The sequence below is a fragment of the Arthrobacter sp. YA7-1 genome, from assembly GCF_025960325.1.
In the GTDB taxonomy this organism is placed as follows: domain Bacteria; phylum Actinomycetota; class Actinomycetes; order Actinomycetales; family Micrococcaceae; genus Arthrobacter; species Arthrobacter bambusae_A.
Genome location: NZ_CP110114.1, coordinates 2,712,993 through 2,735,889, shown reverse-complemented (window position 1 = coordinate 2,735,889; position 22,897 = coordinate 2,712,993). Strand labels below are relative to the sequence as shown.

Here is a 22,897-nt window from a genome sequence, read left to right as displayed (position 1 = left end):
GATCTACGGTCTGTCTCTTGTCTCGAACCGGCCGCAGCCCGGACGGCTGCTAGTGCTGGACGGCGTCGGCAGGCTCAAGCTGGAGCGAACGGGCAGTGCTCGCTTCCAACTCGGCCGCAAGTTCCGGATTGTCGTTCAGTTTGACGCCGTAGCCCGGCATCATTTCCTTGAGCTTGGACTGCCAGCCCTTGAAGTTCTTCGGGAAGGACCGCTGGAGCATCTCGATCATGATGGGGACGGCAGTGGAGGCTCCGGGGGAGGCCCCGAGCAGTGCTCCGATGGAGCCGTCGCGGGCCGTGATCACTTCGGTGCCGAACTGCAGCACGCCGCCCTTCTTGGAGTCTTTCTTGATGATCTGCACCCGCTGGCCCGCGGTGATGAGCTCCCAGTTGGCGCCGTCGGCCTGGGGGTAGTACTCGCGGAGGGACTCCACCTTGGCGTCGTGGCGCTTGGCCACTTCCTTGATCAGGTACGCAGTCAGGTCCATGTTGTCCTTGGCCACGGCCAGCATCGGGATGATGTTGCCGGGGCGGATGGACAGCGGCAGGTCGAGGTAGCTGCTCGTCTTGAGGAAGTTGGTGGAGAATCCGGCGTAGGGGCCGAAAAGCAGGGAACGCTTGCCGTCAACGTAGCGGGTGTCAAGGTGCGGCACGGACATGGGCGGGGCGCCCACGGAGGCCTGGCCGTAGACCTTGGCGCCGTGCTGGCCGGCGATGGCCTCGTCAGTGCAGCGGAAGAACTGTCCGGACACCGGGAAACCGCCGTAGCCCTTGCTTTCCGGGATGCCCGATGCCTGGAGCAGGTGGAGTGCTCCACCGCCGGCGCCGACGAAGACGAACTTGGCGTGGATCCGGCTGTGTTCGCCGGAAGCCGGGTACTTGAGCGAAAGGTCCCAGCCGCCGTCGGAGGCTTTGCTCACATTGGTGACGTCGTGGCCATAGTTGACTTCAACGCCGTTGGCGGCGAGGTAGCCGGTCAGCTCCCGGGTCAAGGCGCCGAAGTCGACGTCGGTGCCTTCCGCGGCGCGGGTGGCGGCAACGCGCTGCTTGGCGTCGCGGCCCTTGACGATCAGCGGAGCCCACTTGGCGATCTGTGCCTGGTCTTCCGTGTATTCCATGCTGCGGAAGAGTGTGTTCGGCTTGAGTGCTTCATAGCGCGTCTTGAGGAAGTCTGCGTGCTTGTCGCCGATGACGAAGCTCATGTGCGGAACCGTGTTGATGAAGCCCTTGGGCGAGCCGATCAATTTGTTGTCCACGAGGTGGGACCAGAACTGCCGGGAGAGCTGGAATTGCTCGTTGATGTGGAGGGCCTTGGATGGGTCAACGGACCCGTCTTTCGCTGCTGGTGAGTAATTAAGCTCACAGAGCGCTGCGTGCCCGGTTCCCGCGTTGTTCCACGGTCCGGAGCTTTCCAGGCCGGCTTCGTCGAGTCGCTCAAAGAGGGAGATGGTCCAGCTGGGTTCGAGTTGCTTGATGAACGCACCCAGGGTTGCGCTCATGATCCCGCCCCCAATAAGGACGACGTCAGCGTGGTGTGTCTTGGAAATGAAGGTCACGATCTATCTCCGATAGCGGCGGCACTGGCTGTCACAGAATATCCCCGCGTGGGCACATAACTGAAATTGCGGCGGGACGTCAAGACTTCAGGCGAACGTTTGTAAAAACTTCGTTTAAGACAGGCGATGCCGGGTACTTCTCCACGCGGTCGGAGAGGGCCAAGGCCGAGATGGGGAATGCGATGGGCACTGCCGGGACGGTCGCCGCGATCTGGGCATTGATGGTCTGGTACTGCGAGTTGCGGTCAGCGCCTTCGGGGAGTCCCCGGGCCCGGTCGATCTTCGAGAACACCTGTGGATCGCTGTAGCCGAACTCGCCGTTGCTCTCTCCGAAGAGGGTGCCCACGAAATTGTCCGGGTCCGAGTAGGCGCCGTTCCAACCGAGCAAGTGGAGCGCGTGGTCGCCGGGGGATTGAACCTTCTGGAGGTAGCCGTCATCCCAGTTCACGGGTACCGGCTTGATGTTCAGTCCGATGGCGGTGAGCTCGGCGCTGATCTCCGCATAGATCTTCTCCGGAGTGGGAAGGTAGGCGCGCGTGACATTGAGCGGGTAGTAGAACTTGAGTTCCTCGCCTTTGTAGCCGGACTTGGCGAGCAACTGCTTGGCCTTGTCCGGGTCGTATCCCAGGGACGGTGCGTTGTTGTTGAAGCCGCTCAGCTTGGGGGGAACGAACTGGGACGCCGGTGAGGTGTTGTCGATGAAGAACTTGTGGATGAGGGTGTCTTTGTCGATGGCCATCTCGATTGCCTGGCGCACCCCGAGGTTCTGGAGGGGCGCCACGGACTCGTTCATCCCCAGGTACATGACGGAGAACGGGTCCCGTTGGACAATTTGCATGCCCTTCTTGACGAGTTGGTCGAAGGTGCCGGCGGTGACGAGGTCGTATCCATCGATGGTTCCCGCGAGCAGGGCCTGGAGCCGGGCCTGCGGGTAGTCGAACGGAATGAAGTTGACCGTGGCAATCTCTCCGCGGTCGCCCCAGTAGCCCTTGTAGCTCTTGAGCGTGATCCGGTCTTGGCTCCACGAGGAGAAAATGTAAGGGCCGGTGCCCACAGGGTGCGAGGCGTAGGCCGACGCCGGCTGTCCTGACAGTTTCTTGTCTAGGACGTTGGCGGTCTCGTCGGCCAAGGCCTTCGGGGAGGACATGGCGAACGCCGGCAGCGTCAAGGCCTGCAGGAAGCCCGTGAAGGGCTTGGTCAGGTTGATTTGGACGTGGCCGGGGGAGACGACCTTGCAGTTCTTGAAGAGGGAAAGCGAAGCGTCGTCCGAGAAGGACTTGAAGACGCTCTTGAATGCGATGCCCGGTGCCTGCTGACGCAGCGTTGCCGGAAAGTTGAACCAACGGTTGAAGTTGCTGCAGACGGCGGCGGCGTCAAAGGCGGTTCCATCCTGGAAGGTGACCTTCGACCGCAACGTGAAGTCGTAGCTGAGTCCGTCATTTCCTTGTGACCAGGAGGTGGCAAGCAGGGGTGTTGGTTGGCCGGTGGAAGCATCGACCCCCACCAGGCCTTCCATGACTTGCCGCGTGATGCGATACGACTCGGAGTCGTTCGTCAATGCGGGGTCGAGTCCAAGGGGCATCGACGGGGTACCGAAGTTGAAGGTCTTGCTCGGCTCTGCCGAAGCGCCGCCCGCGGCCGAGGTTGACGGTGCTGGTCCAGGACTTACCGTGCACGAGGTCAAGGCAACGGCCAGAAGGCCTGCGCCGATTTGTAGCGTGATTCGGCGAAGCTTGCTGCTTACCACTCTTGTCCCCTCAAGGCAGTTGGACGGGCTGGGGCCCGCGGCAGCCGGACCGCAGTCCAGTCTAGTTCAGGGCCCTGAGTCCCGGCTGGAAAGCGGAAGTGCCCCGGCCGAGGACCGGGGCACTTCCTGAAAGTGCGCAAGGGGGGACTTGAACCCCCACGCCCGAAGGCACAGGAACCTAAATCCTGCGTGTCTGCCAATTTCACCACTCGCGCTGGTGTCGGTACCCGGACCGGGAGTCGGGGCTTCCGCTCCGGTCATATACCGGCCTCCATTGTACCCGCGGTTTCGCGTCGGCCGATTTAATCGTGGCGGCCGCGCGTCTGTGCCGCAGGGTGGCGGCTACTTGTCGATTTTGAGGTCCCTCCGGAGCTTGGCCACGTGGCCCGTGGCCCGCACGTTGTACTGGGCCGCCGCCACCTTGCCGTCGGGATTCACCACGATGGTGGAGCGGATCAGCCCTTGGTACGTGCGCCCATAGTTCTTCTTTTCGCCCCAGGCGGCATAGGCGTCAGCGACCCTGTGCCCTTCATCGGAAAGCAGGGGAAAGGTCAGCGCTTCTTCGGCCACAAACTTTTCCAGGTCCTTCACGGTGTCCGGGGAGATTCCAAGGACGTCGTAACCGGCGGCCTGAAGGCTGGCGAGGGAATCGCGGAAGTCGCAGGCCTGCTTGGCGCATGCAGGAGTTGACGCCGCGGGGTAGAAATAGATCACCGTACTGCGGCCGCGATGCGAGGCCAGGCTGACCTCGCGCCCCGTGTGGTCCTTGAGGGTGAAATCCGGGGCGGTGTCCCCTGGAATGAGTCTTTCAGCCATGTGTGCTCCTTGCTCGCGTCCGCGACCACCAAGCTTAGTGACGGGCCGGGCGCTTCACGAATTGAACTACCCCCGGCCGGATCTTCGCCGGGCGGTCTATATACTGGCCTTTATGCCTGATATGGAAAGGTGGCCCACTGGGCGCCTGCTCTCAACGGCCGCGCGCCTCGTGGAGCATGCCTGGAACGAGAAACTGCGCGGTATGGATCTGACCCATGCCGGGGTCATTGTCATGGAAGTACTTGCCGTCAACGGACCGACCACCCAGTCGATGCTCGCCCAGATCGTCCGGGTTCAGGCGCAGACGATGGGGAAGACGCTCACGAGGCTGGAGGCCCATGGGCACGTCAGCCGCGCACGCAGCGTGTCCGACCGCCGTAGCCAGGTGGTCAGCCTGACCGAAGCGGGGGAGCGCACCCTCGGCCTCGCCACGCAGTTGGAACGCGAAGTTCTTGCACCGGTTCCCGTGGACACGGCCAAGCTGCGGCGGGAACTGCAGGCGCTGGTACGCGAATTGGCGAGTAATCATTCTTCGGCAATTGTCAACGACATTGTTGCCGCAGTGGATTCAGGCGCGGCGGCGAGCGAGGCTTCCAACTAGGCCTGCGAAGCCCTGGTCCGCGAAGCGAAGCTGGCCGAAAAACAAAAAGATCCCTGGACGGCCATTCAGCCATCCAGGGATCTTCCCTTTGGTGCACCCCCCGGGACTTGAACCCGGAACCCATTGATTAAGAGTCAATTGCTCTGCCAATTGAGCTAGAGGTGCAATTGCTTGTTGCGCACAATGCAAAGAAATAACCCTTGAGCGGCTGTTGCCGCTCAAGGGCCCTTCCCTTTGGTGCACCCCCCGGGACTTGAACCCGGAACCCATTGATTAAGAGTCAATTGCTCTGCCAATTGAGCTAGAGGTGCATTTGTCGATTTCGATCCGCGGAGGGCTTTTCTTCCCTCGTTGATCTCCGCAACGACATGTAACTCTACACGACACTTGCCGAAGTGTGAAATCGACCAGCGCCTCCCTCGCCGCTCTGCCTGGGAGGCGTCTCTTTAGCTCCTTGAGGCTCTCAGCGGCGGTTCCTGCGGGGCGGCCGGAAGCCTGCTGCCTCCGCGTGGGCGCTCGAAACGAACCAGACCTCGGCTTTGACCTCGTCATAGGACGGGCTGTCTTCATCGTGATAGGTCATGGTGTCCGCATTGCCTTTGACGGTGTAGCCATCGGGACCGCTCCCGTCAGCGCCCGCCGCAGCCGACCCTTCACCGTATGGCTGATCGGCGGCGAGATGCCCGCCCAAAGGCGACGCGCCCGTCGAGTCCGGGGCCTGGGCCCTCGGCTCAGCAGGGGCCGAGGCGGCCTCGGGAGTTCCCGCCCGGTCGTCCCGTGTGCCTTCCGCGGCAGCGTCGACTGCCTCCGCCGCAGCGGATTCGGCCCCGGGAAGCGTCGGTGCGTGGGCGTCGGTGTACTCGCGGTGGTGGATCGGCGCGGGGGTGGCCGGGGCGCCGCCTTCGCTCCAGGTGGCTTCCCACTCTGCGCTGTCGGCCGACTGTTCGGGAGTGGTTGGCTCCGTGGCCGCCGACGCCTGAGCGCCGGCGTCGGCCGGAACGGAAGGTCCGGCGTCGGCTACTGCGACGTCGTCGGCCGTCACGCCCCCTTCAAGTTCCGGCTCGGCGCCGGGAGGCTCGGCGGCTTCGGACACCGCGGCCTCGGACAGTACGGGTTCCGAGAGCGTGGGCTCCTCGATTGCGGGTTCCTCCACCGGGGTTTCGGCCGCGGGGGACTCTTCCGGGGCCGCCGCTCCGGTTTCGGGAAGCGGGGCCAGTCGCTCCCAGTCGTCGACGTCGCCCGCTTCGGTAGTCGGTTCCTGCTCCGGTTCGCGTTCGGGTGCGGCCGTTCGTGATGCGGCCGGGTCTGGATCGGCAGCCGCGGTGGTGGCCACCAACGGGGCGGAGCCTGTCAACGCGGCGGAAGCGACGTCCATTTGTGGCGATGCGGCGGTAGCGGATGGAGAGGACGAGGCCGCGGCGCCGGCAGATGACTTCGAGCTATTTCGGCTCAAGAGCCACCAAACAATTGCGACGATCAACACAATGACAATGACCCAGATCAACCAATCCATGGGAGGAGCCCTTCTGTTCGAGTGGCGCAGGTGTGTGGTGATTTGACGTTACGTCCGTGTCGCGGGGCTGTCTAGATTAGTGAATCCACATAGGTCAATCGAATCCCTGCCTTCCGGGCTCCTGCGATCCAGATGGACGGAATTGCAGATGGCCATAAAATGTTCGTCTCACATATTGAGACGAGCGTCCATTATTTGAATGAAATATTGCACGAAATAGGGACAAATTCGCCTTAACCCGCCAAGCGTGTTCGTTCGCCGCAGCTCAGGAGTCATAGACTCATGCCCATGAGTGACCACACCCCCATTGCGACAGACAACCAGCCGGACATCAAGCCACGCAGCCGGGTCGTAACGGACGGCATCCATGCCGCCCCCGCGCGAGGCATGTTCCGGGCCGTAGGGATGGGCGACGACGACTTCGCCAAGCCCCAGATCGGCGTCGCGAGCTCGTGGAACGAAATTACGCCGTGCAACCTCTCGCTCAACCGACTCGCCCAGGGCGCCAAGGAAGGCGTCCACGCCGGCGGCGGATTCCCCATGCAGTTCGGCACCATTTCCGTTTCGGACGGCATTTCGATGGGCCACGAGGGCATGCACTTCTCCCTTGTTTCCCGTGAAGTCATTGCCGACTCCGTTGAAACGGTCATGCAGGCCGAGCGCATCGACGGCTCCGTATTGCTGGCCGGCTGTGACAAATCCCTCCCGGGCATGCTCATGGCAGCCGCGCGCCTGGATCTCGCCAGCGTCTTCCTTTACGCCGGTTCCATCATGCCGGGTTGGGTCAAGCTCGAGGACGGTTCGGAGAAGGAAGTCACCCTCATTGACGCCTTCGAAGCCGTGGGTGCGTGCGCTGCGGGCAAGATGAGCCGCGGAGACCTCGACCGCATCGAACGCGCGATCTGTCCTGGTGAAGGCGCCTGTGGCGGTATGTACACGGCCAACACCATGGCGTGCATCGGCGAGGCCCTCGGCATGTCCCTGCCGGGCTCGGCCGCCCCGCCCTCGGCAGACCGCCGTCGTGATGACTTTGCCCGCAAGTCCGGCGAGGCAGTGGTCAACCTGCTCCGCCTCGGCATCACCGCCCGGGACATCATGACCAAGAAGGCGTTCGAGAACGCCATCGCGGTCACCATGGCCTTCGGTGGTTCCACCAACGCCGTCCTGCACTTGCTCGCAATCGCCCGCGAGGCCGAGGTCGAGCTGACCCTGGACGACTTCAACCGCATCGGCGACAAGATCCCGCACCTGGGCGACCTCAAGCCGTTCGGCCGCTACGTCATGACCGACGTCGACAAGATCGGCGGAGTGCCCGTCATCATGAAGGCGCTGCTCGACGCCGGCCTGCTGCACGGCGACTGCCTGACGGTCACCGGCAAGACCCTCGCCGAGAACCTGGAGTCCATCAACCCGCCTGACCTCGACGGCAAGATCCTGCGCGCCCTGGACAACCCGATCCACAAGACCGGCGGCATCACCATCCTGCACGGCTCCATGGCTCCGGAAGGTGCCGTCGTGAAGAGTGCCGGCTTCGACGCCGATGTCTTCGAGGGATCCGCCCGCGTGTTCGAACGCGAGCAGGGTGCGCTCGACGCTTTGGACAAGGGCGAGATCAAGGCCGGAGACGTCGTCGTGATCCGTTACGAAGGACCCAAGGGCGGCCCGGGCATGCGTGAGATGCTCGCCATCACCGGCGCCATCAAGGGCGCGGGCCTCGGCAAGGACGTGCTCCTGCTGACCGACGGCCGTTTCTCGGGCGGTACCACCGGCCTCTGCATCGGCCACGTCGCGCCCGAAGCCGTCGACGGCGGACCCATCGCCTTCGTCAAGGACGGCGACAAGATCCGCGTGGACATCGCCGCCCGTTCGTTCGACCTCCTGGTGGACGAATCCGAACTCGAGTCCCGCAAGATCGGTTGGGAGCCCCTCCCGGCCAAGTTCACCAAGGGCGTCCTCGCCAAGTACGCCAAGCTGGTGCACAGCGCCTCCACGGGTGCTTATTGCGGGTGATTCCGGGTTCCGGCCCAACTGACTCGCAGTTGTTGTCGTTTTGACGCCTCATAACGACAACAACTGCGAGTTAGTTGGGCAGCCGGGGTAGGACCAATCCGTGGACAACGGCGTCCATATAGTGAGATGGCGTCATTATCGTTTGACACCTATCTCACTAAGAGGGAACACTGAACGCATGATCGCATTCGTTACTGTCGGCGCCACCGTGGGCACTGTCGTACTTACCAAGCGCGTGGCCTCCTAGCCCGACTGGTAACGAACCGTCACGCGCAACCCCTCGAAGAGCCGCAAGGCTGAGGGGTTTTTTTATTTCCCGCAGGGGACGGCGCATTTGAGCAAGAACCCGCATGAACGCAGTACCCGCAGTAACTTTCACTAATTGAAGATCCCCAAAGGAAGAGTCCGATGAGCAAAGGATCGCCGATCAGCCCCTCGCTGATGGCTGCAAAGTCCGCTGGAGCCCCCAAGGCTCCGGAAAAGGTCGACCGTCCGGCTGACGCCGTCGTCGACACTGCTGCAACTCCCTCTCCTGTACTCGGGCCGAACAACGTTGTACCCCCAACGGTGATGACCGGCTCGGAAGCTATTGTCCGCTCGCTCGAAGAACTCGGCGTCGACGATATTTTTGGTTTGCCCGGTGGCGCGATCCTCCCCACCTATGACCCCTTGATGGCCTCCAAGATGAATCACGTCCTGGTCCGTCACGAACAGGGAGCCGGCCACGCAGCGCAAGGCTACGCCATGGTTACCGGACGGGTTGGCGTCTGCATCGCCACCTCTGGCCCCGGCGCCACCAACCTCGTTACCGCCATCATGGATGCCCACATGGACTCCGTGCCCCTCGTTGCCATTACCGGCCAGGTATCGGCTTCCGTCATCGGCACCGATGCCTTCCAGGAAGCGGACATCGTCGGCATCACCATGCCGATCACCAAGCATTCCTTCCTGGTGACGGATCCCAACGACATTCCGCATGTCATGGCCGAGGCTTTCTACCTTGCGAGCACCGGGCGTCCCGGTCCCGTATTGGTGGACATCGCCAAGAACGCCCAGCAGGGCACCATGACCTTCTCCTGGCCGCCCAAGATCGATTTGCCGGGCTATCGTCCGGTGGTCCGCGGCCACAACAAGCAGGTGCGCGAGGCTGCCCGGCTGATCGCTGCGGCAAACAAGCCCGTCCTGTATGTCGGCGGCGGTGTGGTCAAGGCCCACGCATCGGCCGAACTTCGTGAGCTCGCGGAACTCACCGGCGCTCCAGTGGTGACTACCCTCATGGCCCGCGGCGCGTTCCCGGATTCCCACCCCCAGCACGTCGGGATGCCCGGCATGCACGGCACGGTTTCTGCGGTAACCGCGCTGCAGCAGTCTGATTTGTTGATCACCCTTGGTGCGCGCTTCGATGACCGCGTGACGGGTGTCCTCAGCACGTTCGCTCCGCACGCAAAGATCATCCACGCTGACATCGACCCCGCGGAGATCTCCAAGAACCGTACGGCCGACGTTCCGATCGTGGGCTCCGTCAAGGAGATCATTCCGGAACTGAGCGAGGCTGTCCGTACCGCTTTCGAACTGTCCGGCACCCCGGACCTCGGCGGCTGGTGGGCCTTCCTCAACAATCTCCGCGATACCTACCCCCTGGGTTGGACCGAACCGGATGACGGACTCAGCGCCCCCCAGCGGGTCATCGAACGCATCGGTGCGCTCACTGGTCCGGAAGGAATCTATGTCGCGGGCGTTGGCCAGCACCAGATGTGGGCTGCCCAATTCATCAAGTACGAGCGTCCCCATGCCTGGCTGAACTCCGGCGGTGCCGGCACCATGGGTTATGCCGTGCCGGCAGCCATGGGCGCCAAGGTCGGCGAACCCGACCGCGTGGTGTGGGCGATCGACGGCGACGGCTGCTTCCAAATGACGAACCAGGAACTGGCCACCTGCGCCATCAACAAAATCCCCATCAAGGTTGCCATCATCAACAACTCCTCGCTGGGCATGGTGCGCCAGTGGCAGACCCTCTTCTACGAAGGCCGCTACTCCAACACCGACCTGAACACCGGCCACGACACCGTCCGCATCCCGGACTTCGTCAAGCTGGCAGACGCCTACGGCTGTGCCGCGTTCCGCTGCGAACGGGACGAGGACATCGACGCCACCATCCAGAAGGCCTTGGAAATCAATGACCGTCCCGTGGTCATCGACTTCGTGGTCAGCCCGAACTCCATGGTGTGGCCGATGGTCCCCTCCGGAGTCTCGAACGACCAGATCCAGGTTGCCCGCAACATGACCCCGGAATGGGAAGAGGAGGACTAGCCATGAGCCGCCACACACTGTCCGTTCTGGTCGAAGACAAGCCCGGCGTGCTGACCCGCGTGGCCAGCCTGTTCGCCCGGCGCGCCTTCAACATCAACTCCCTGGCCGTCGGTCCCACCGAGGTCTCCGGGATTTCCCGGATGACCGTCGTCGTCGACGCCGATGGCGACCTCATCGAGCAGGTCACCAAACAGCTCAACAAACTGATCAACGTGATCAAGATCGTCGAGCTGACTTCAGAATCTTCCGTGCAACGTGACCACATCCTGGTCAAGGTACGTGCGGATGCCGCGACACGCCTGCAGGTCACCCAAGCTGCAGACTTGTTCCGTGCCTCAGTGGTTGACGTTTCCACAGACTCGGTGGTCATTGAGGCAACCGGTACCCCGGAAAAGCTCGCAGCGCTGCTCTCAGTGCTCGAGCCGTTCGGCATCCGCGAAATAGTGCAGTCCGGCACCTTGGCCGTTGGGCGGGGATCCCGCTCCATGAGTGACAGGGCTTTGCGCTCCGCTTAGGACACTGTCCCAGGCACAGCGCAGCAGCCCGATACCGAACCACAGACAATATCTACAAAACCACTCAAGAGGAGTTACGCAAGTGACTGAAATGTTCTACGACGACGACGCAGACCTGTCGATCATCCAGGGTCGCAAGGTTGCCATTGTCGGCTACGGTTCCCAGGGCCACGCCCACGCGCTGAACCTGCGCGACTCCGGCGTCGAGGTTGTCATCGCGCTCAAGGAAGGCTCGAAGTCGATCGCCAAGGCCGAGGACGCAGGCTTCACGGTCAAGAACGTTGCCGACGCCGCCGAATGGGCCGACGTCATCATGATCCTGGCGCCGGACCAGCACCAGCGCGCGATCTACAACGACTCCATCAAGGACAAGCTGACGGCCGGCAAGGCCCTTGCGTTCGCCCACGGCTTCAACATCCGCTTCGGCTACATCGAGGCGCCCGAGGGTGTTGACGTCATCCTGATCGCCCCGAAGGCTCCCGGCCACACCGTGCGTCGCGAGTTCGAAGCCGGCCGCGGTATCCCGGACATCATCGCCGTCGAGCAGGATGCTTCCGGTTCCGCCTGGGAGCTGGCCAAGTCCTACGCGAAGGCAATCGGCGGCACCCGTGCCGGTGTCATCAAGACCACCTTCACCGAAGAGACCGAAACCGACCTCTTCGGCGAGCAGGCTGTCCTGTGCGGCGGCGTCTCCCAGCTGATCCAGTACGGCTTCGAGACCCTGACCGAAGCCGGCTACCAGCCGCAGATCGCCTACTTCGAGGTTCTTCACGAGCTCAAGCTCATCGTCGACCTCATGTGGGAGGGCGGCATCGCCAAGCAACGCTGGAGCGTTTCCGACACCGCGGAATACGGCGACTACGTCTCCGGCCCGCGCGTCATCGACCCCCGTGTCAAGGAAAACATGGCCGGCGTCCTCGCCGACATCCAGTCCGGTGCCTTCGCCAAGCGTTTCATCGACGACCAGGACAACGGTGCAGTCGAGTTCAAGGAACTGCGTGCCAAGGCAGAGCAACACCCGATCGAGGGCGTCGGCCGCGAGCTGCGGTCCCTGTTCTCCTGGCAGCAGCAGGACGAGGACTACGTCGAAGGCTCTGCAGCCCGCTAGTCAAGGCAACCGTTGAAGCAGCGGCAAGAGCCGTAGCAATTCAACACAGAACGCCGTTCGGGATAGGCTCGAAATGAAGCCGCCCGGCATGGAGGCCGGACCCGGTATACCGGGTCCGGCCTTCGTCGTCAAAGAATCGTTTCACCAAAACCCCACCTGAAAAAGAGAGCTAAAGAGGTCACCGGTGACTAGCACCAAGCCAGTAGTACTCCTCGCTGAGGAACTTTCGCCCGCCACGATCGAAGCCCTTGGTCCGGACTTCGAAATCCGCCAAACCGACGGTGCGGACCGCTCCCAGCTGCTCTCCGCAATCGTCGACGTCGACGCCATCCTCGTGCGTTCAGCCACCCAGGTGGATGCCGAGGCAATTGCCGCAGCCAAGAACCTCAAGATCATCGCCCGTGCCGGCGTGGGCCTGGACAACGTGGACATCAAGGCCGCCACCCAGGCCGGCGTCATGGTGGTCAACGCCCCGACGTCGAACATCGTGTCCGCCGCTGAACTCACGGTCGGCCACATCCTCAGCCTTGCCCGCCACATCCCGCAGGCCAGCTCCGCCCTGAAGGGCGGCGAGTGGAAGCGCTCCAAGTACACGGGCATCGAACTTTTCGAGAAGAAGATCGGCATCATCGGCCTCGGACGCATCGGCGCGCTCGTGGCCGCCCGCCTGCAGGGCTTCGAGACTGAGATTCTCGCCTACGACCCGTACATCACCTCCGCCCGCGCCGCCCAGCTCGGCGTCAAGCTCGTCACCCTGGATGAGCTTCTGGAGAAGTCGGACTTCATCACCATCCACATGCCCAAGACCCCGGAAACAGTGGGCATGCTGGGCGCAGATGCCTTCAAGAAGATGAAGGAAACGGCGTATGTGGTCAACGTAGCCCGTGGCGGCCTGATCGACGAAGAAGCCCTTCATGAGGCTTTGGAAGACGGCCAGATCGCCGGCGCAGGCGTCGACGTCTTCGTCAAGGAGCCGAGCACCGACCTGCCGTTCTTCGGCATGGACAACGTCATCGTGACGCCCCACCTGGGCGCCTCGACGGACGAAGCCCAGGAAAAGGCCGGCGTTTCCGTGGCAAAGTCAGTGCGCCTCGCCCTCGCCGGCGAACTCGTTCCGGATGCCGTCAACGTCGCCGGGGGCGTGATTGCCTCCGACGTCCGCCCCGGAATCCCCCTGATCGAGAAGCTCGGCCGGATCTTCACGGCCCTGACCCACGCATCCCTGACGCAGATCGATGTCGAGGTCGCGGGCGAAATCTCCAGCCTCGACGTGAAGGTCCTCGAGCTGGCAGCGCTCAAGGGCGTTTTCGCCGACGTCGTGACCGAGCAGGTCTCCTACGTCAACGCACCCGTCATCGCCGAGCAGCGCGGCATCAACACCCGCCTGATCACGACGCCGGAAGCCGAGGACTACCGCAACGTCCTGACCATCCGCGGGGCACTGAGCGACGGCTCCCAGATCTCCGTGGCCGGGACGCTCACCGGGCCCAAGCAGGTCCAGAAGCTCGTGGGCGTCAACGGCTACGATGTCGAAATCCCGATCAGCGAGCACTTGGTGGTTGTTTCCTACGCGGACCGTCCGGGTGTCATCGGCACCATCGGCCACATCCTGGGCATGAACAACATCAACATCGGCGGCATGCAGGTGGCCCGCCAGAGCGAAGGCGGCCAGGTTCTGGCGCTGCTCACTATTGACACTTCCGTGCCGCAGCAGGTCCTTGAAGCCATCAAGGCCGGCATCGGCGCGGACATGGTCCGCGAAGTGGATCTGGAAGACTAGCATCCCAACCGCTTGAGCTAGAAATGTGTGCCGCACTTCACATCGGCGACATATTATTGGCCGGTCTGCCTACAATGGCTTGGTCCGAAATTCGGAACCGGCGGCAGGCCGGCCAATAACTTTTGCACGCACCCGGTGGATTCCTCTTGCCTCGGCATGGTTCCTGGGACAGCAGTGTGCACACCCGCAATCCAGGACTCAGGGAGCCCTATGAACGCCGTCCAGAGGTTCATCAGAAGCCGTGTGCTTCTGCTGACCGCGGCCATTTTGATCGTCGCCATGTGTTTGTCCGTATTCATCCAGAGCCAGTCGCAGGCCGCACTGAACCGGACAGTGGATGAGAACTCACGCGGCCTGTACGACATTCTGGTCCAGGCCAAGTCCGCGAACACCAAGGACGGCGGGGCCCTCCTCCAGCCGGACATCGCGAATGGCCAGGGTGGCATCAGCTTCCCGCAACTCGAGAAGATCCGCGGGCTGAGCGGTGCGGCCGTCGCGGCGCCCATCAGCCTCGTCTCCCGGGTGACGCAGAACCTGGAAACTCCGCGGCTTGATGCCATGGATTACCTTGGCTACAACGCGGGCCTGGCTGGTGGAGCCACTGCGGGGGATCCGACTGGAACGGACGCCAAGAAATGGCCCGCACCGGAGTCCGTGCTCCCCGCGCAGCCCAAGAAGTACCGCCTGACCGCCACCGCCGTGAGCTCCGACGGAGTGTCCCAGCAGACCCTCTTCCAGACCAGTGCTGAAGGCACGCTCGGCAAGGGGCAGGTCATAGAACAGCAGACTGCCGGCGGCAAGAGCATCCGCATCGCCGGCCCGGCGGGGGAGACCGGCATCAAGTTCCCTGCGCCTGCCGGTGGCTCGGAACACAACCTTTTCAATCTTTCCGTGGCGCTGCCCATGGCTCCCCAGGTCACCGAGTCGGTTGTCGCCGTCGACCCGACAGCTGAACGCGCGCTCCTGGGCTCGGCCGGAGACTTCCTCGCCCCGCTGCAGAAGGCTCCGCCGCCCGACACCCGCAACGCCGGAGCCATCGGCCGCTACTTCGAACAACTCTTCGCGAAGAGCCCTACGCAGCAGGAACTCGAACAAGGCCCGGATTTCATGGGCGTCAACCTCAAATACTGGGCACCCCTCATGACCCAGTACCAGCAGGCAAAGCTGTCCGGCCAGATCACGGATGCCTCGCAGGCCATCCCCTTGATCGTCCGGCAGGGAACTTCGCTGGATCTGAAGTATTCGGTCAAGATCCAGGAAATCGACGATTCGGGCAATGTCGTCAACGACGTCGGCACTGTCTCGCGTTCGTTGGACAAGGATTACCTGCCCTTCGTGTCAAAGTCGCCCTTCGCCCTGGAATGGCCTGGATCAACGGACCACAGCCAGTTGCTCGGCAACACGGGCAACTTCAGCCAAGGCCTGTACCAGCCCGCCGAGTGGAGCACGGACTTCGCAGGGGCACCCAAGTACACGGACGGCGCAACCTCCGCGAATGGCGCCGTCGGCAAGTCCGCAACACCGGGCGACTGGGTAACCGTCAACAAACTGCCCGAGAAATCGGCCTTCGGGGCGATCGTGGACCAGAGCCAGCGCAAGCCCGTCGACGAACGTTCGTACCGGGAGAACCTCTCCACCGGCTCGAAGCCGGCCACTCCGCTGCCCATGGTCTATGGAACGTTCGATCCGGCCCAGATCCAGAAGGCGGCCGGCGACGTCAACAAGCTGCCCTTGGGCGGCTATGACCCGGCACCGATGACGCTCCAGAAGGATGCTTCGGGCAATGACACCGCAGCCAAGGGCCTCAAGCCTTCGTTGAGCGCCACCGGCCTGGTCAGCCAGTCCGCCGGCGCCATCACCGACTACTACGGCCTTGCCGCAGCGCGCGGTTACGACTCCAACGCCAACGTCATCGACGCCGTCCGGGTCCGCGCCAGCGCGCCGGGCAACTGGAAACAAGCCCAACCGGAGGTCGACAAGCTCGCGGCCCAGATCCGCGACATGGGTCTCGAAGCCACAGTGGTGGCCGGCTCCGCGCGTGAAGACGCCAACATCTTCGTTCCGGGATACTCCAAGGACGACGCCGGCAAGGAATCCGCGCTGGGCACCGTGCAACAGTCGTGGGTCCGGCAGGATGCCGCCGACGCCGTTTCCGGTTCCCTGACGGGCACCAATATCACCCTCCTCTTCCTGACGCTGTGCGGGGCCACCCTCCTGACCGGCGCTTCGACAGTCAGCTATATCCGCCAGCGTCGCAGCGAAGCGGGGATACTCCGTGCCATGGGCTGGACCCAAAGAAAGATCCGCAGCTGGGTCCTTGAGGAGTTCGGCATCGGTGCGGCGATCGTTGCCGTGGCCGGCATTGCGCTGAGCCTTCTGAGTTGGAACCTGGCTACCGTCATTGTTTCCGCATCAGTGCTGCTCATCTACTGCGGAGCTGCGTACATCGCGGCCCAGCAATTGCGGCACCGCGACGTCGTCGACCAGGAACCCCAACACGACGAGCGGCTGATCGCAGTTGATTCGCCCCTGACGTTTGCGTACCGCCAACTGGTCACCCACCGGTTCAGCTCGGTGGCGCTGGCCGTGGCCGTGGGCGTGTTCGGAGCGGCCGTTGGTGCCCTGATCGCCTTGCTCATCGACATCCCGCGCGCGGCCGGGGCCAGTGCCCTCAGCGGCCTTGCCTCCGCCACCGTCGCGCTGCCGAGCGTCATCCTGGCAGTCTGCGGAGTGCTCGTGGGCCTCGTGCTGACCTTGGTCACCGGTCGCTTCGAGCTCCAGGCCAGGCGCGAGCAGCTCGGCACGCTCAGGGCCATGGGCTGGAACCCGGACATGCTGGGACAGGTCCGATTCTTCGAAAATGCCTTGGTCGGAGCCGCGGCACTGATCCTGGGCGTCCTGGGGGCGCTGGGCCTGGGCCTGCTGCTCGCTCCCTATGCCGCACTTTGGGCCGCTTTGGCCGGAGTGGTGGCAGTACTTTGCTGGATTCCCATTGCAACGAAAGTGGTCAAATGACTGACAATCTCGAACCCGATCTGACCGCGACCACGGAATCCACCGACGAGTCGTTCCAGACCCGCGCCAACACCATCGTGAGGGCTGCGGACCACGGCATGCCCTTGCAGTTGAGCAACATCACCATCCGCTACGGCGGCGACAAGGGCGGGGCGGAGCCGGTCACCGTCGTCGAGGACTTCAACCTGACCTTGCACGCCGGTGAGATGCACTGTGTCGCCGGGCGAAGCGGCTCAGGCAAGACCAGCATCCTGACGGTGGGAGCGGGGCTCACGCTTCCGACGTCGGGCCGTGTCCTCTGGGAGGGCGACTCCCTCGAGAAGATGGGCGACGACGAAATCGCCGACCGCCGCCGCGCCCTGATCGGGTACGTGGACCAGGGCGGCGCCTTGATCGACGGCATGAGCGCTTTGGAGAATGTGCTGTTGCCGGCCGTTCCCGACGGCGAAGTGGAGCAGCGCACCGAAATGGCCAAGGACCTGCTGGACCTGGTGGGCCTCGGCCGGCGCATGCGCCACCGTCCGGCACAGCTTTCCGGTGGTGAGCGCCAGCGTGTCGCGATCGCCCGCGCCTTGATCCTGGGCACCCGCGTCCTGGTGGTTGACGAGCCAACGGCCAGCCTGGACCGCACCTCTGCCAACCGCATCATCAGCATCCTGAAGGACACCACCAGTGACGGGATCGCCGTGCTGGTGGCGTCGCACGACCATGAGCTTGTCAGGCTCAGCGATACGCTGACTGAATTGAACTAGCAACCGATGCCTCCGGACCGGTCGTCATAGGCGGCCGGTCCGGTCTTCCATCTCCAAGAGAAGGTAACTTCGTAGAGTGACGTCTCCAGATAAACCCCCGTTCTACATCACCACTGCCATTACGTATCCGAACGGCGAGCCGCACATCGGGCATGCCTACGAGTACATCGCGACCGACGCGATGGCCCGTTTCAAGCGCCTCGATGGCTATGACGTGATGTTCTTGACGGGCACGGACGAGCACGGCATGAAGATTGCCCAGGCGGCGGAGAAGGAAGGCATCACGCCGAAGCAGCTCGTGGACCGGAATGCCGAAATCTACAAGGCTGCCCACGCTGCCTTGGGTATTTCCTACGACCGCTTCATCCGCACGACGGACGCCGATCACTACGCCGCTTCCCAGGCCATCTGGAAGAAGATGGAAGCCAAGGGCGACATCTACTTGTCCAAGTACGAGGGCTGGTACTCAGTCCGCGACGAGGCTTATTACACCGAGGACGAGACCGTCCTGAAGGACGACGGCGGCCGCTACTCACGCGATACCGACACGGAAGTGACCTGGACCGCGGAGGAGAGCTACTTCTTCCGGCTGTCCGCCTACCAGGACAGGTTGCTGGCCTTGTACGAGGAGCAACCGGAATTCGGCGCTCCCCAGTACCGCTTCAACGAGGTCATCAGCTTTGTCAAGCAGGGCCTGCAGGACTTGTCCATCAGCCGGACGACTTTCGACTGGGGCGTCCCGGTTCCGGGGAACGACAAGCACGTCATGTACGTGTGGGTTGATGCCTTGACCAATTACCTGACCGGGGTCGGCTACCCGGATGCCGATTCGGAGGCGTTCCGTAAGTTCTGGCCGGCAGACGTCCACATCATCGGCAAGGACATCTCCCGGTTCCATGCGATCTTCTGGCCCGCCTTCCTCATGAGCGCCGGCCTGGAACTGCCCAAGCGGGTCATGATCCATGGCTTCCTGACCAACAATGGCGTCAAGATGTCCAAGTCCCTCGGCAACGTGGTGGCGCCCAAGGACTTCGTGGATCAGTACGGCCTGGACCAGGTGCGCTTCTTCTTCCTCCGCGAAGTGCCTTTCGGCGCCGACGGCAGCTACAACCACGAGGCCATTGTGGGCCGCATGAACGCGGACCTTGCCAACAACTTCGGCAACCTGGCGCAACGTTCGCTGTCCATGGTGGCCAAGAACTGCGAGGGCAAGGTGCCGGTTCCCGGTGAGCTCTCGGCCGAGGACTCGGCGTTGCTGGCACAAACGGGCGCACTGCTGGACGTGGCCCGCGCCGCCTTCGAGAAGCAGGAATTCAGCCGTGCCCTCGAGGCGATCTGGGCCGTCCTGGGTGACACGAACGCGTACTTCGCCGAGCAGGCCCCGTGGGTGCTGCGCAAGACCGACGTCGAGCGCATGAACACGGTCCTGTACGTCACGCTGGAAGTAGTCCGGATCGTGGCGATACTCGTCCAGCCGGTCATGCCGACGTCGGCGGCCAAGCTGCTTGAGGTGCTGGGACAGCCCGACGGCGAGGCGCGCCAGTTCGCGGCCATCGCCACGCCGATCGTCCCCGGCACGGAGCTCCCGGCTCCAGCCCCGGTCTTCCCGCGTTACGAAGAGCCCGCCGAATCCTAAACGCCCGCTCACTTATACCGCCTTTTGGGCGAACGCCCGCTCACATATCGGGTGTCTGACGCAAACGCCCGCTCAGCTATACGGTGTCTGACGCAAACGCCCGCTCAGCTATACGGTGCCTGACGCGAACGCCCGCTCGGATCCGGTCCGTCGGCCGTGCAGATCGGAGCGGGCGTTTGTCTTTTCTCCCTCTTATGTGAGCGGGGATCGACGGAAGGTGCCATATATGTGAGCGGGCGTCGGGAGCCCGGGGCGTTCAAATGGTGAGACGATTTTGACCAGAATGTGGATGCGTTGGCAGTCTGAAAACATGAGCGCAACGCAATCCGCCGCAACGATCAACCTGGCTGTCATTCCCGGCGACGGCATTGGCCCCGAAGTCATTGCCGAAGCCCTCAAGGTCCTGGAAAAGGTCGTCGCCGAAGAGGGCGTCACCCTGGAGCAGACCGAATACAAGCTTGGAGCCCAGCATTGGCTCGAAACCGGCGAAACCCTCCCGGACGAGGTCCTGGCCGATCTGCGTACCCGCGACGCCATCCTCTTCGGCGCTGTCGGCGCGGCCCCGGGGGACACCCGCATTCCTTCCGGCATCATCGAACGCGAGATGCTGCTCAAGCTTCGCTTCAGCCTCGACCACTTCGTGAACCTGCGCCCCTCGCGGCTCTACGGCACGGTGGGCAGCCCGCTCGCCAATCCCGGCACCATCGATTTCATCGTGGTCCGAGAAGGTACCGAGGGGCCGTACGTCGGCAACGGCGGTACGCTGCGCGGCGGGACCCCCCATGAGGTGGCCACCGAGGTATCGCTCAACACTGCCCACGGCGTCGAGCGCGTGGTCCGTGACGCCTTCCGCCGCGCCAGCGAGCGTCCCCGCAAGCATGTCACCCTGGTCCACAAGCACAATGTCCTGGTCTTCGCGGGCCATTTGTGGAAGCGCACTGTCGAGGCCGTGGCCAAGGAATTCCCCGAGGTCACCCACGATTACCTCCACATCGACGCCGCCACCATCTTCATGGTCACCGATCCCTCCCGCTTCGACGTGATCGTCACCGACAACCTCTTCGGCGACATCATCACCGACCTCGCCGCTGCCATCACCGGGGGCATCGGGTTGGCAGCCTCCGGCAACATCAATATGGACCGGACTGCGCCGTCCATGTTCGAACCCGTCCACGGTTCCGCCCCGGACATCGCCGGGCAGCAGAAAGCGGATCCGACCGCTGCCATCCTGTCCGCGGCCCTGCTGCTGGACCACCTCGGCTACACGGCGGCCGCCCGGAGGATCGAAACCGCCGTCGTCGCCGATATCGAAAGCCGCGACGGCGATAGCCGCAGCACTGCGGCCATCGGCGACGCCATCGCTGCCGCACTCTAGGGCCCGTACTGGCATTTTGGGGTCGGTGCCCGGGCGTAAGCTTTACTTGAATTATTTACCTGCTGCCGTGGTCCGTCGCTGAACCATATCCTCCAAGAGATGGTTCGCTCTGCCTGGTAGCCGACTGGAGGAAACATGACTCAGACTGCCCACGGCGTCGAATTCAGCCAGCAGCTCTCGGAGACCCCGAAGTCTGCTGAGGAGCGTGCAGCTATCCTGGCAAACCCGGGATTTGGCGACTACTTCACCGACAACACCGTCATTGTCGACTACAGCGTTGACACAGAGGGCAAGGGCGGTTGGCACAGTGCCCGCGTCGAGGCCTACGGACCGATTTCCCTGGATCCGTCGGCGGCAGTGCTGCACTACGGCCAGGAGATCTTCGAAGGACTCAAGGCTTACCGCCACGCTGACGGCTCCGTGTGGACGTTCCGTCCCGAGGCCAACGCTGCCCGCCTGAACAAGTCGGCGCGCCGCCTCGCCCTCCCGGAACTCCCCGAGGAATACTTCCTCGGTGCCATCCGCGAACTCGTGCAGGCGGACAAGGAATGGGTTCCGTCCGGCGACGGCGAAGCCCTGTACCTGCGCCCGTTCATGATCGCGACGGAGGCGTTCCTGGGTGTCCGCGCGGCCCGCGAGGTCTCGTTCCGGGTCATCGCTTCTCCGGCCGGCAACTACTTCGGCGGCGAGCTCAAGCCGGTATCCATCTGGATCTCCCGTGAATACGCGCGCGCCGGCCGCGGCGGCACCGGTGCTGCCAAGTGCGGTGGAAACTACGCCGCATCACTGATTGCCCAAATGGAAGCCGAGGAGAACGGCTGCAAGCAGGTCCTCTTCCTGGACCACTTCAACGACGACGCTGTCGAGGAACTCGGGGGCATGAACGTCTTCTTCGTCATGAAGGACGGCTCACTCGTCACTCCTGCACTCACCGGAACCATCCTCGAAGGCGTGACCCGTTCGTCCGTCATCCAGGTGGCGAAGGACATGGGCCGCGAGGTTTCCGAGCGCAAGATCACCCTCGCCGAGTGGCGCGACGGCGTTGCCTCCGGTGAAATCGCCGAGGTCTTCGCTTGCGGCACCGCGGCTGTCATCACGCCCATCGGAGTTCTCAAGGACAAGACCGAGTTCATCGGCTCCGAGGACGCCAAGGCCGGCGAAACCACCATGGCCATCCGCCAGCAGTTGCTCGGCATCCAGACCGGAACGGTCGAGGACAAGCACGGCTGGCTCACCCGCCTGGCTTAAGGTTCAGCAGAGCGCCCGACGGCGGCCTCCCACTGCGGTGGGCGGGTCGCCGTCGTCGGTTAACCCGCAAGCGGGCTGTTGCCGGGGCTGCCTTGCCGGATCCGCGGTTCGATGAGTGCTTCCATCTTGGACTGCAGATACTGCTGGCCCGCTGCGGACGGATGATCGCCGTCGGAACCAATGAGGTCCGCCGCGTCGTTCATGATCCAGCCGAGGTCGATGGGATCAACGAAGTCGGCGCCGGCTTTCGCGGCAGCGGCCCTGTCCTGGTCGCGGATGTTGAGCCTTTCCGCCTCGGGCGTGCCCGTGTACGACGGCGGCCCGACCACCACGATGTCGGCGTCGGGAGCGCGGGACTTGACTGAGGCAAACGCGCGCGCTGCCGCGGCCTCGGTTTCCCCTGGGGTGGTTCCCATGTCATTTTCGGAACCGAAGAACAACACCAAGCGCGTCGCTTCCGTTACCGCCGTGTCCACCTGGGAACCGAAGGTCGATCCGTTGTCGCCAGCGCTGACATAACCGCTGCCATCATGCGCGGCATTGACGATGGTCGCATGGAACTGTTGAAAGGCGGGGTCCTTCTCCACAAGATTGGGCCACGCACCGGCTGGGGAAGTACCGTGTCCCGTGCTGAGGGAGTCTCCGATAATCACCACAGTGGGCTGGCCCGGGGCCGCGGCGGACCGTGGTCCGGTGTCGGAGGAACAAGCGCTGAGGAAGGCGAGGGCTGAAAGACAGACCGTTGCGATCGCCGTCGTCCGGAGTCCGTGTCTCCGGGTTTGCTTCCGCAGCAATTCGACCACTCCTCCGCAACTGTCGCCGAGCGTCCTTCCCGATGCCTTGGCACCATGCTACGTCGTATGCCGTGCCGGCCCCGAGGCACCCGGCTTTCCGTTCCCGGGTCCGTCCACGCCGT

16 protein-coding genes and 3 tRNA genes are annotated in these 22,897 nt (G+C 63.5%); 11 read left to right on the top strand and 8 right to left on the bottom strand.

Features of this window, described 5'->3' with window-relative positions:
• Positions 1 to 49: 49 nt before the first annotated feature.
• From OIT41_RS12830 to bcp, 4 genes are all read right to left on the bottom strand, one after another.
• Positions 50 to 1,555 carry a malate:quinone oxidoreductase gene (locus OIT41_RS12830; RefSeq protein ID WP_078108570.1) on the bottom strand — a complete coding sequence of 502 codons (1,506 nt, stop codon included), beginning with the start codon at positions 1,553 to 1,555 and terminating at the stop codon, positions 50 to 52.
• 79 nt (positions 1,556 to 1,634) lie between these two features.
• Complete coding sequence (locus tag OIT41_RS12825) at positions 1,635 to 3,302, bottom strand: ABC transporter substrate-binding protein (RefSeq protein WP_264636568.1); 1,668 nt, start codon at positions 3,300 to 3,302, stop codon at positions 1,635 to 1,637.
• A gap of 133 nt (positions 3,303 to 3,435) precedes the next feature.
• Positions 3,436 to 3,517 (bottom strand) — tRNA-Leu (locus OIT41_RS12820).
• Between the two features lie 127 nt (positions 3,518 to 3,644).
• Positions 3,645 to 4,118, bottom strand: coding sequence for a thioredoxin-dependent thiol peroxidase (gene bcp, locus OIT41_RS12815; protein ID WP_241707466.1), 474 nt, complete (start codon positions 4,116 to 4,118; stop codon positions 3,645 to 3,647).
• A gap of 112 nt (positions 4,119 to 4,230) precedes the next feature.
• Between bcp and OIT41_RS12810 the strand changes: the two genes are divergently transcribed.
• Positions 4,231 to 4,719: a MarR family winged helix-turn-helix transcriptional regulator gene (locus OIT41_RS12810; RefSeq protein WP_241707467.1), complete on the top strand. Its 489-nt coding sequence runs from the start codon at positions 4,231 to 4,233 to the stop codon at positions 4,717 to 4,719.
• Between the two features lie 89 nt (positions 4,720 to 4,808).
• Here OIT41_RS12810 and OIT41_RS12805 read toward each other — a convergent pair.
• The 3 genes from OIT41_RS12805 to OIT41_RS12795 all read right to left on the bottom strand — a co-directional run bounded on the left by OIT41_RS12805 (position 4,809) and on the right by OIT41_RS12795 (position 6,232).
• Positions 4,809 to 4,884: transfer RNA gene (locus OIT41_RS12805), tRNA-Lys, on the bottom strand.
• Between the two features lie 70 nt (positions 4,885 to 4,954).
• Positions 4,955 to 5,030: transfer RNA gene (locus tag OIT41_RS12800), tRNA-Lys, on the bottom strand.
• Positions 5,031 to 5,182: 152 nt separating this feature from the next.
• Positions 5,183 to 6,232: a hypothetical protein gene (locus tag OIT41_RS12795; RefSeq protein WP_264636567.1), complete on the bottom strand. Its 1,050-nt coding sequence runs from the start codon at positions 6,230 to 6,232 to the stop codon at positions 5,183 to 5,185.
• A gap of 288 nt (positions 6,233 to 6,520) precedes the next feature.
• Here OIT41_RS12795 and ilvD point away from each other — a divergent pair, with 288 nt between their 5' ends.
• The 10 genes from ilvD to OIT41_RS12745 all read left to right on the top strand — a co-directional run bounded on the left by ilvD (position 6,521) and on the right by OIT41_RS12745 (position 21,981).
• Complete coding sequence (gene ilvD / locus OIT41_RS12790) at positions 6,521 to 8,242, top strand: dihydroxy-acid dehydratase (protein ID WP_264636566.1); 1,722 nt, start codon at positions 6,521 to 6,523, stop codon at positions 8,240 to 8,242.
• 408 nt (positions 8,243 to 8,650) lie between these two features.
• Positions 8,651 to 10,552 carry an acetolactate synthase large subunit gene (locus OIT41_RS12785; protein ID WP_241707470.1) on the top strand — a complete coding sequence of 634 codons (1,902 nt, stop codon included), beginning with the start codon at positions 8,651 to 8,653 and terminating at the stop codon, positions 10,550 to 10,552.
• 2 nt (positions 10,553 to 10,554) lie between these two features.
• Positions 10,555 to 11,067, top strand: a complete 513-nt coding sequence (gene ilvN / locus OIT41_RS12780) for an acetolactate synthase small subunit (protein ID WP_028264679.1) — start codon at positions 10,555 to 10,557, stop codon at positions 11,065 to 11,067.
• Between the two features lie 82 nt (positions 11,068 to 11,149).
• Positions 11,150 to 12,175 carry a ketol-acid reductoisomerase gene (gene ilvC / locus OIT41_RS12775; protein ID WP_078108575.1) on the top strand — a complete coding sequence of 342 codons (1,026 nt, stop codon included), beginning with the start codon at positions 11,150 to 11,152 and terminating at the stop codon, positions 12,173 to 12,175.
• Between the two features lie 184 nt (positions 12,176 to 12,359).
• Entirely contained in the window at positions 12,360 to 13,955 is a 1,596-nt protein-coding gene (gene serA, locus OIT41_RS12770) for a phosphoglycerate dehydrogenase (RefSeq protein ID WP_241707471.1), read from the top strand.
• 210 nt (positions 13,956 to 14,165) lie between these two features.
• On the top strand, positions 14,166 to 16,970 hold the full coding sequence (locus tag OIT41_RS12765; RefSeq protein ID WP_241707472.1) for an ABC transporter permease: 2,805 nt from the start codon (positions 14,166 to 14,168) through the stop codon (positions 16,968 to 16,970).
• Complete coding sequence (locus tag OIT41_RS12760; protein ID WP_078108578.1) at positions 16,967 to 17,722, top strand: ABC transporter ATP-binding protein; 756 nt, start codon at positions 16,967 to 16,969, stop codon at positions 17,720 to 17,722. Before OIT41_RS12765 ends, OIT41_RS12760 begins: the two co-directional genes overlap by 4 nt.
• Before the next feature lie 76 nt (positions 17,723 to 17,798).
• A complete protein-coding gene (gene metG, locus OIT41_RS12755) occupies positions 17,799 to 19,358 on the top strand; it encodes a methionine--tRNA ligase (RefSeq protein ID WP_264636565.1) in 1,560 nt (519 codons plus the stop codon).
• Between the two features lie 310 nt (positions 19,359 to 19,668).
• Positions 19,669 to 20,733, top strand: a complete 1,065-nt coding sequence (locus OIT41_RS12750; RefSeq protein ID WP_372489618.1) for a 3-isopropylmalate dehydrogenase — start codon at positions 19,669 to 19,671, stop codon at positions 20,731 to 20,733.
• A 135-nt stretch (positions 20,734 to 20,868) separates the two neighbouring features.
• The gene (locus OIT41_RS12745) at positions 20,869 to 21,981 is read left to right on the top strand and encodes a branched-chain amino acid aminotransferase (protein ID WP_236811593.1); all 1,113 of its coding nucleotides are present in this window, start codon (positions 20,869 to 20,871) and stop codon (positions 21,979 to 21,981) included.
• A 59-nt stretch (positions 21,982 to 22,040) separates the two neighbouring features.
• Here the strand turns inward: OIT41_RS12745 and OIT41_RS12740 are convergent, their stop codons facing one another.
• Complete coding sequence (locus OIT41_RS12740; RefSeq protein WP_264636564.1) at positions 22,041 to 22,775, bottom strand: SGNH/GDSL hydrolase family protein; 735 nt, start codon at positions 22,773 to 22,775, stop codon at positions 22,041 to 22,043.
• Positions 22,776 to 22,897 lie beyond the last annotated feature (122 nt).

Coding starts and splice junctions, on each gene's coding strand:
- bcp (WP_241707466.1), bottom strand. CDS start 4,118: ATGGCTGAAAGACTCATTCCAGGGGACACCGCCCCGGATTTCACCCTC.
- OIT41_RS12810 (WP_241707467.1), top strand. CDS start 4,231: ATGCCTGATATGGAAAGGTGGCCCACTGGGCGCCTGCTCTCAACGGCC.
- OIT41_RS12795 (WP_264636567.1), bottom strand. CDS start 6,232: ATGGATTGGTTGATCTGGGTCATTGTCATTGTGTTGATCGTCGCAATT.
- ilvD (WP_264636566.1), top strand. CDS start 6,521: ATGAGTGACCACACCCCCATTGCGACAGACAACCAGCCGGACATCAAG.
- OIT41_RS12785 (WP_241707470.1), top strand. CDS start 8,651: ATGAGCAAAGGATCGCCGATCAGCCCCTCGCTGATGGCTGCAAAGTCC.
- ilvN (WP_028264679.1), top strand. CDS start 10,555: ATGAGCCGCCACACACTGTCCGTTCTGGTCGAAGACAAGCCCGGCGTG.
- OIT41_RS12765 (WP_241707472.1), top strand. CDS start 14,166: ATGAACGCCGTCCAGAGGTTCATCAGAAGCCGTGTGCTTCTGCTGACC.
- OIT41_RS12760 (WP_078108578.1), top strand. CDS start 16,967: ATGACTGACAATCTCGAACCCGATCTGACCGCGACCACGGAATCCACC.
- OIT41_RS12750 (WP_372489618.1), top strand. CDS start 19,669: ATGAGCGCAACGCAATCCGCCGCAACGATCAACCTGGCTGTCATTCCC.
- OIT41_RS12745 (WP_236811593.1), top strand. CDS start 20,869: ATGACTCAGACTGCCCACGGCGTCGAATTCAGCCAGCAGCTCTCGGAG.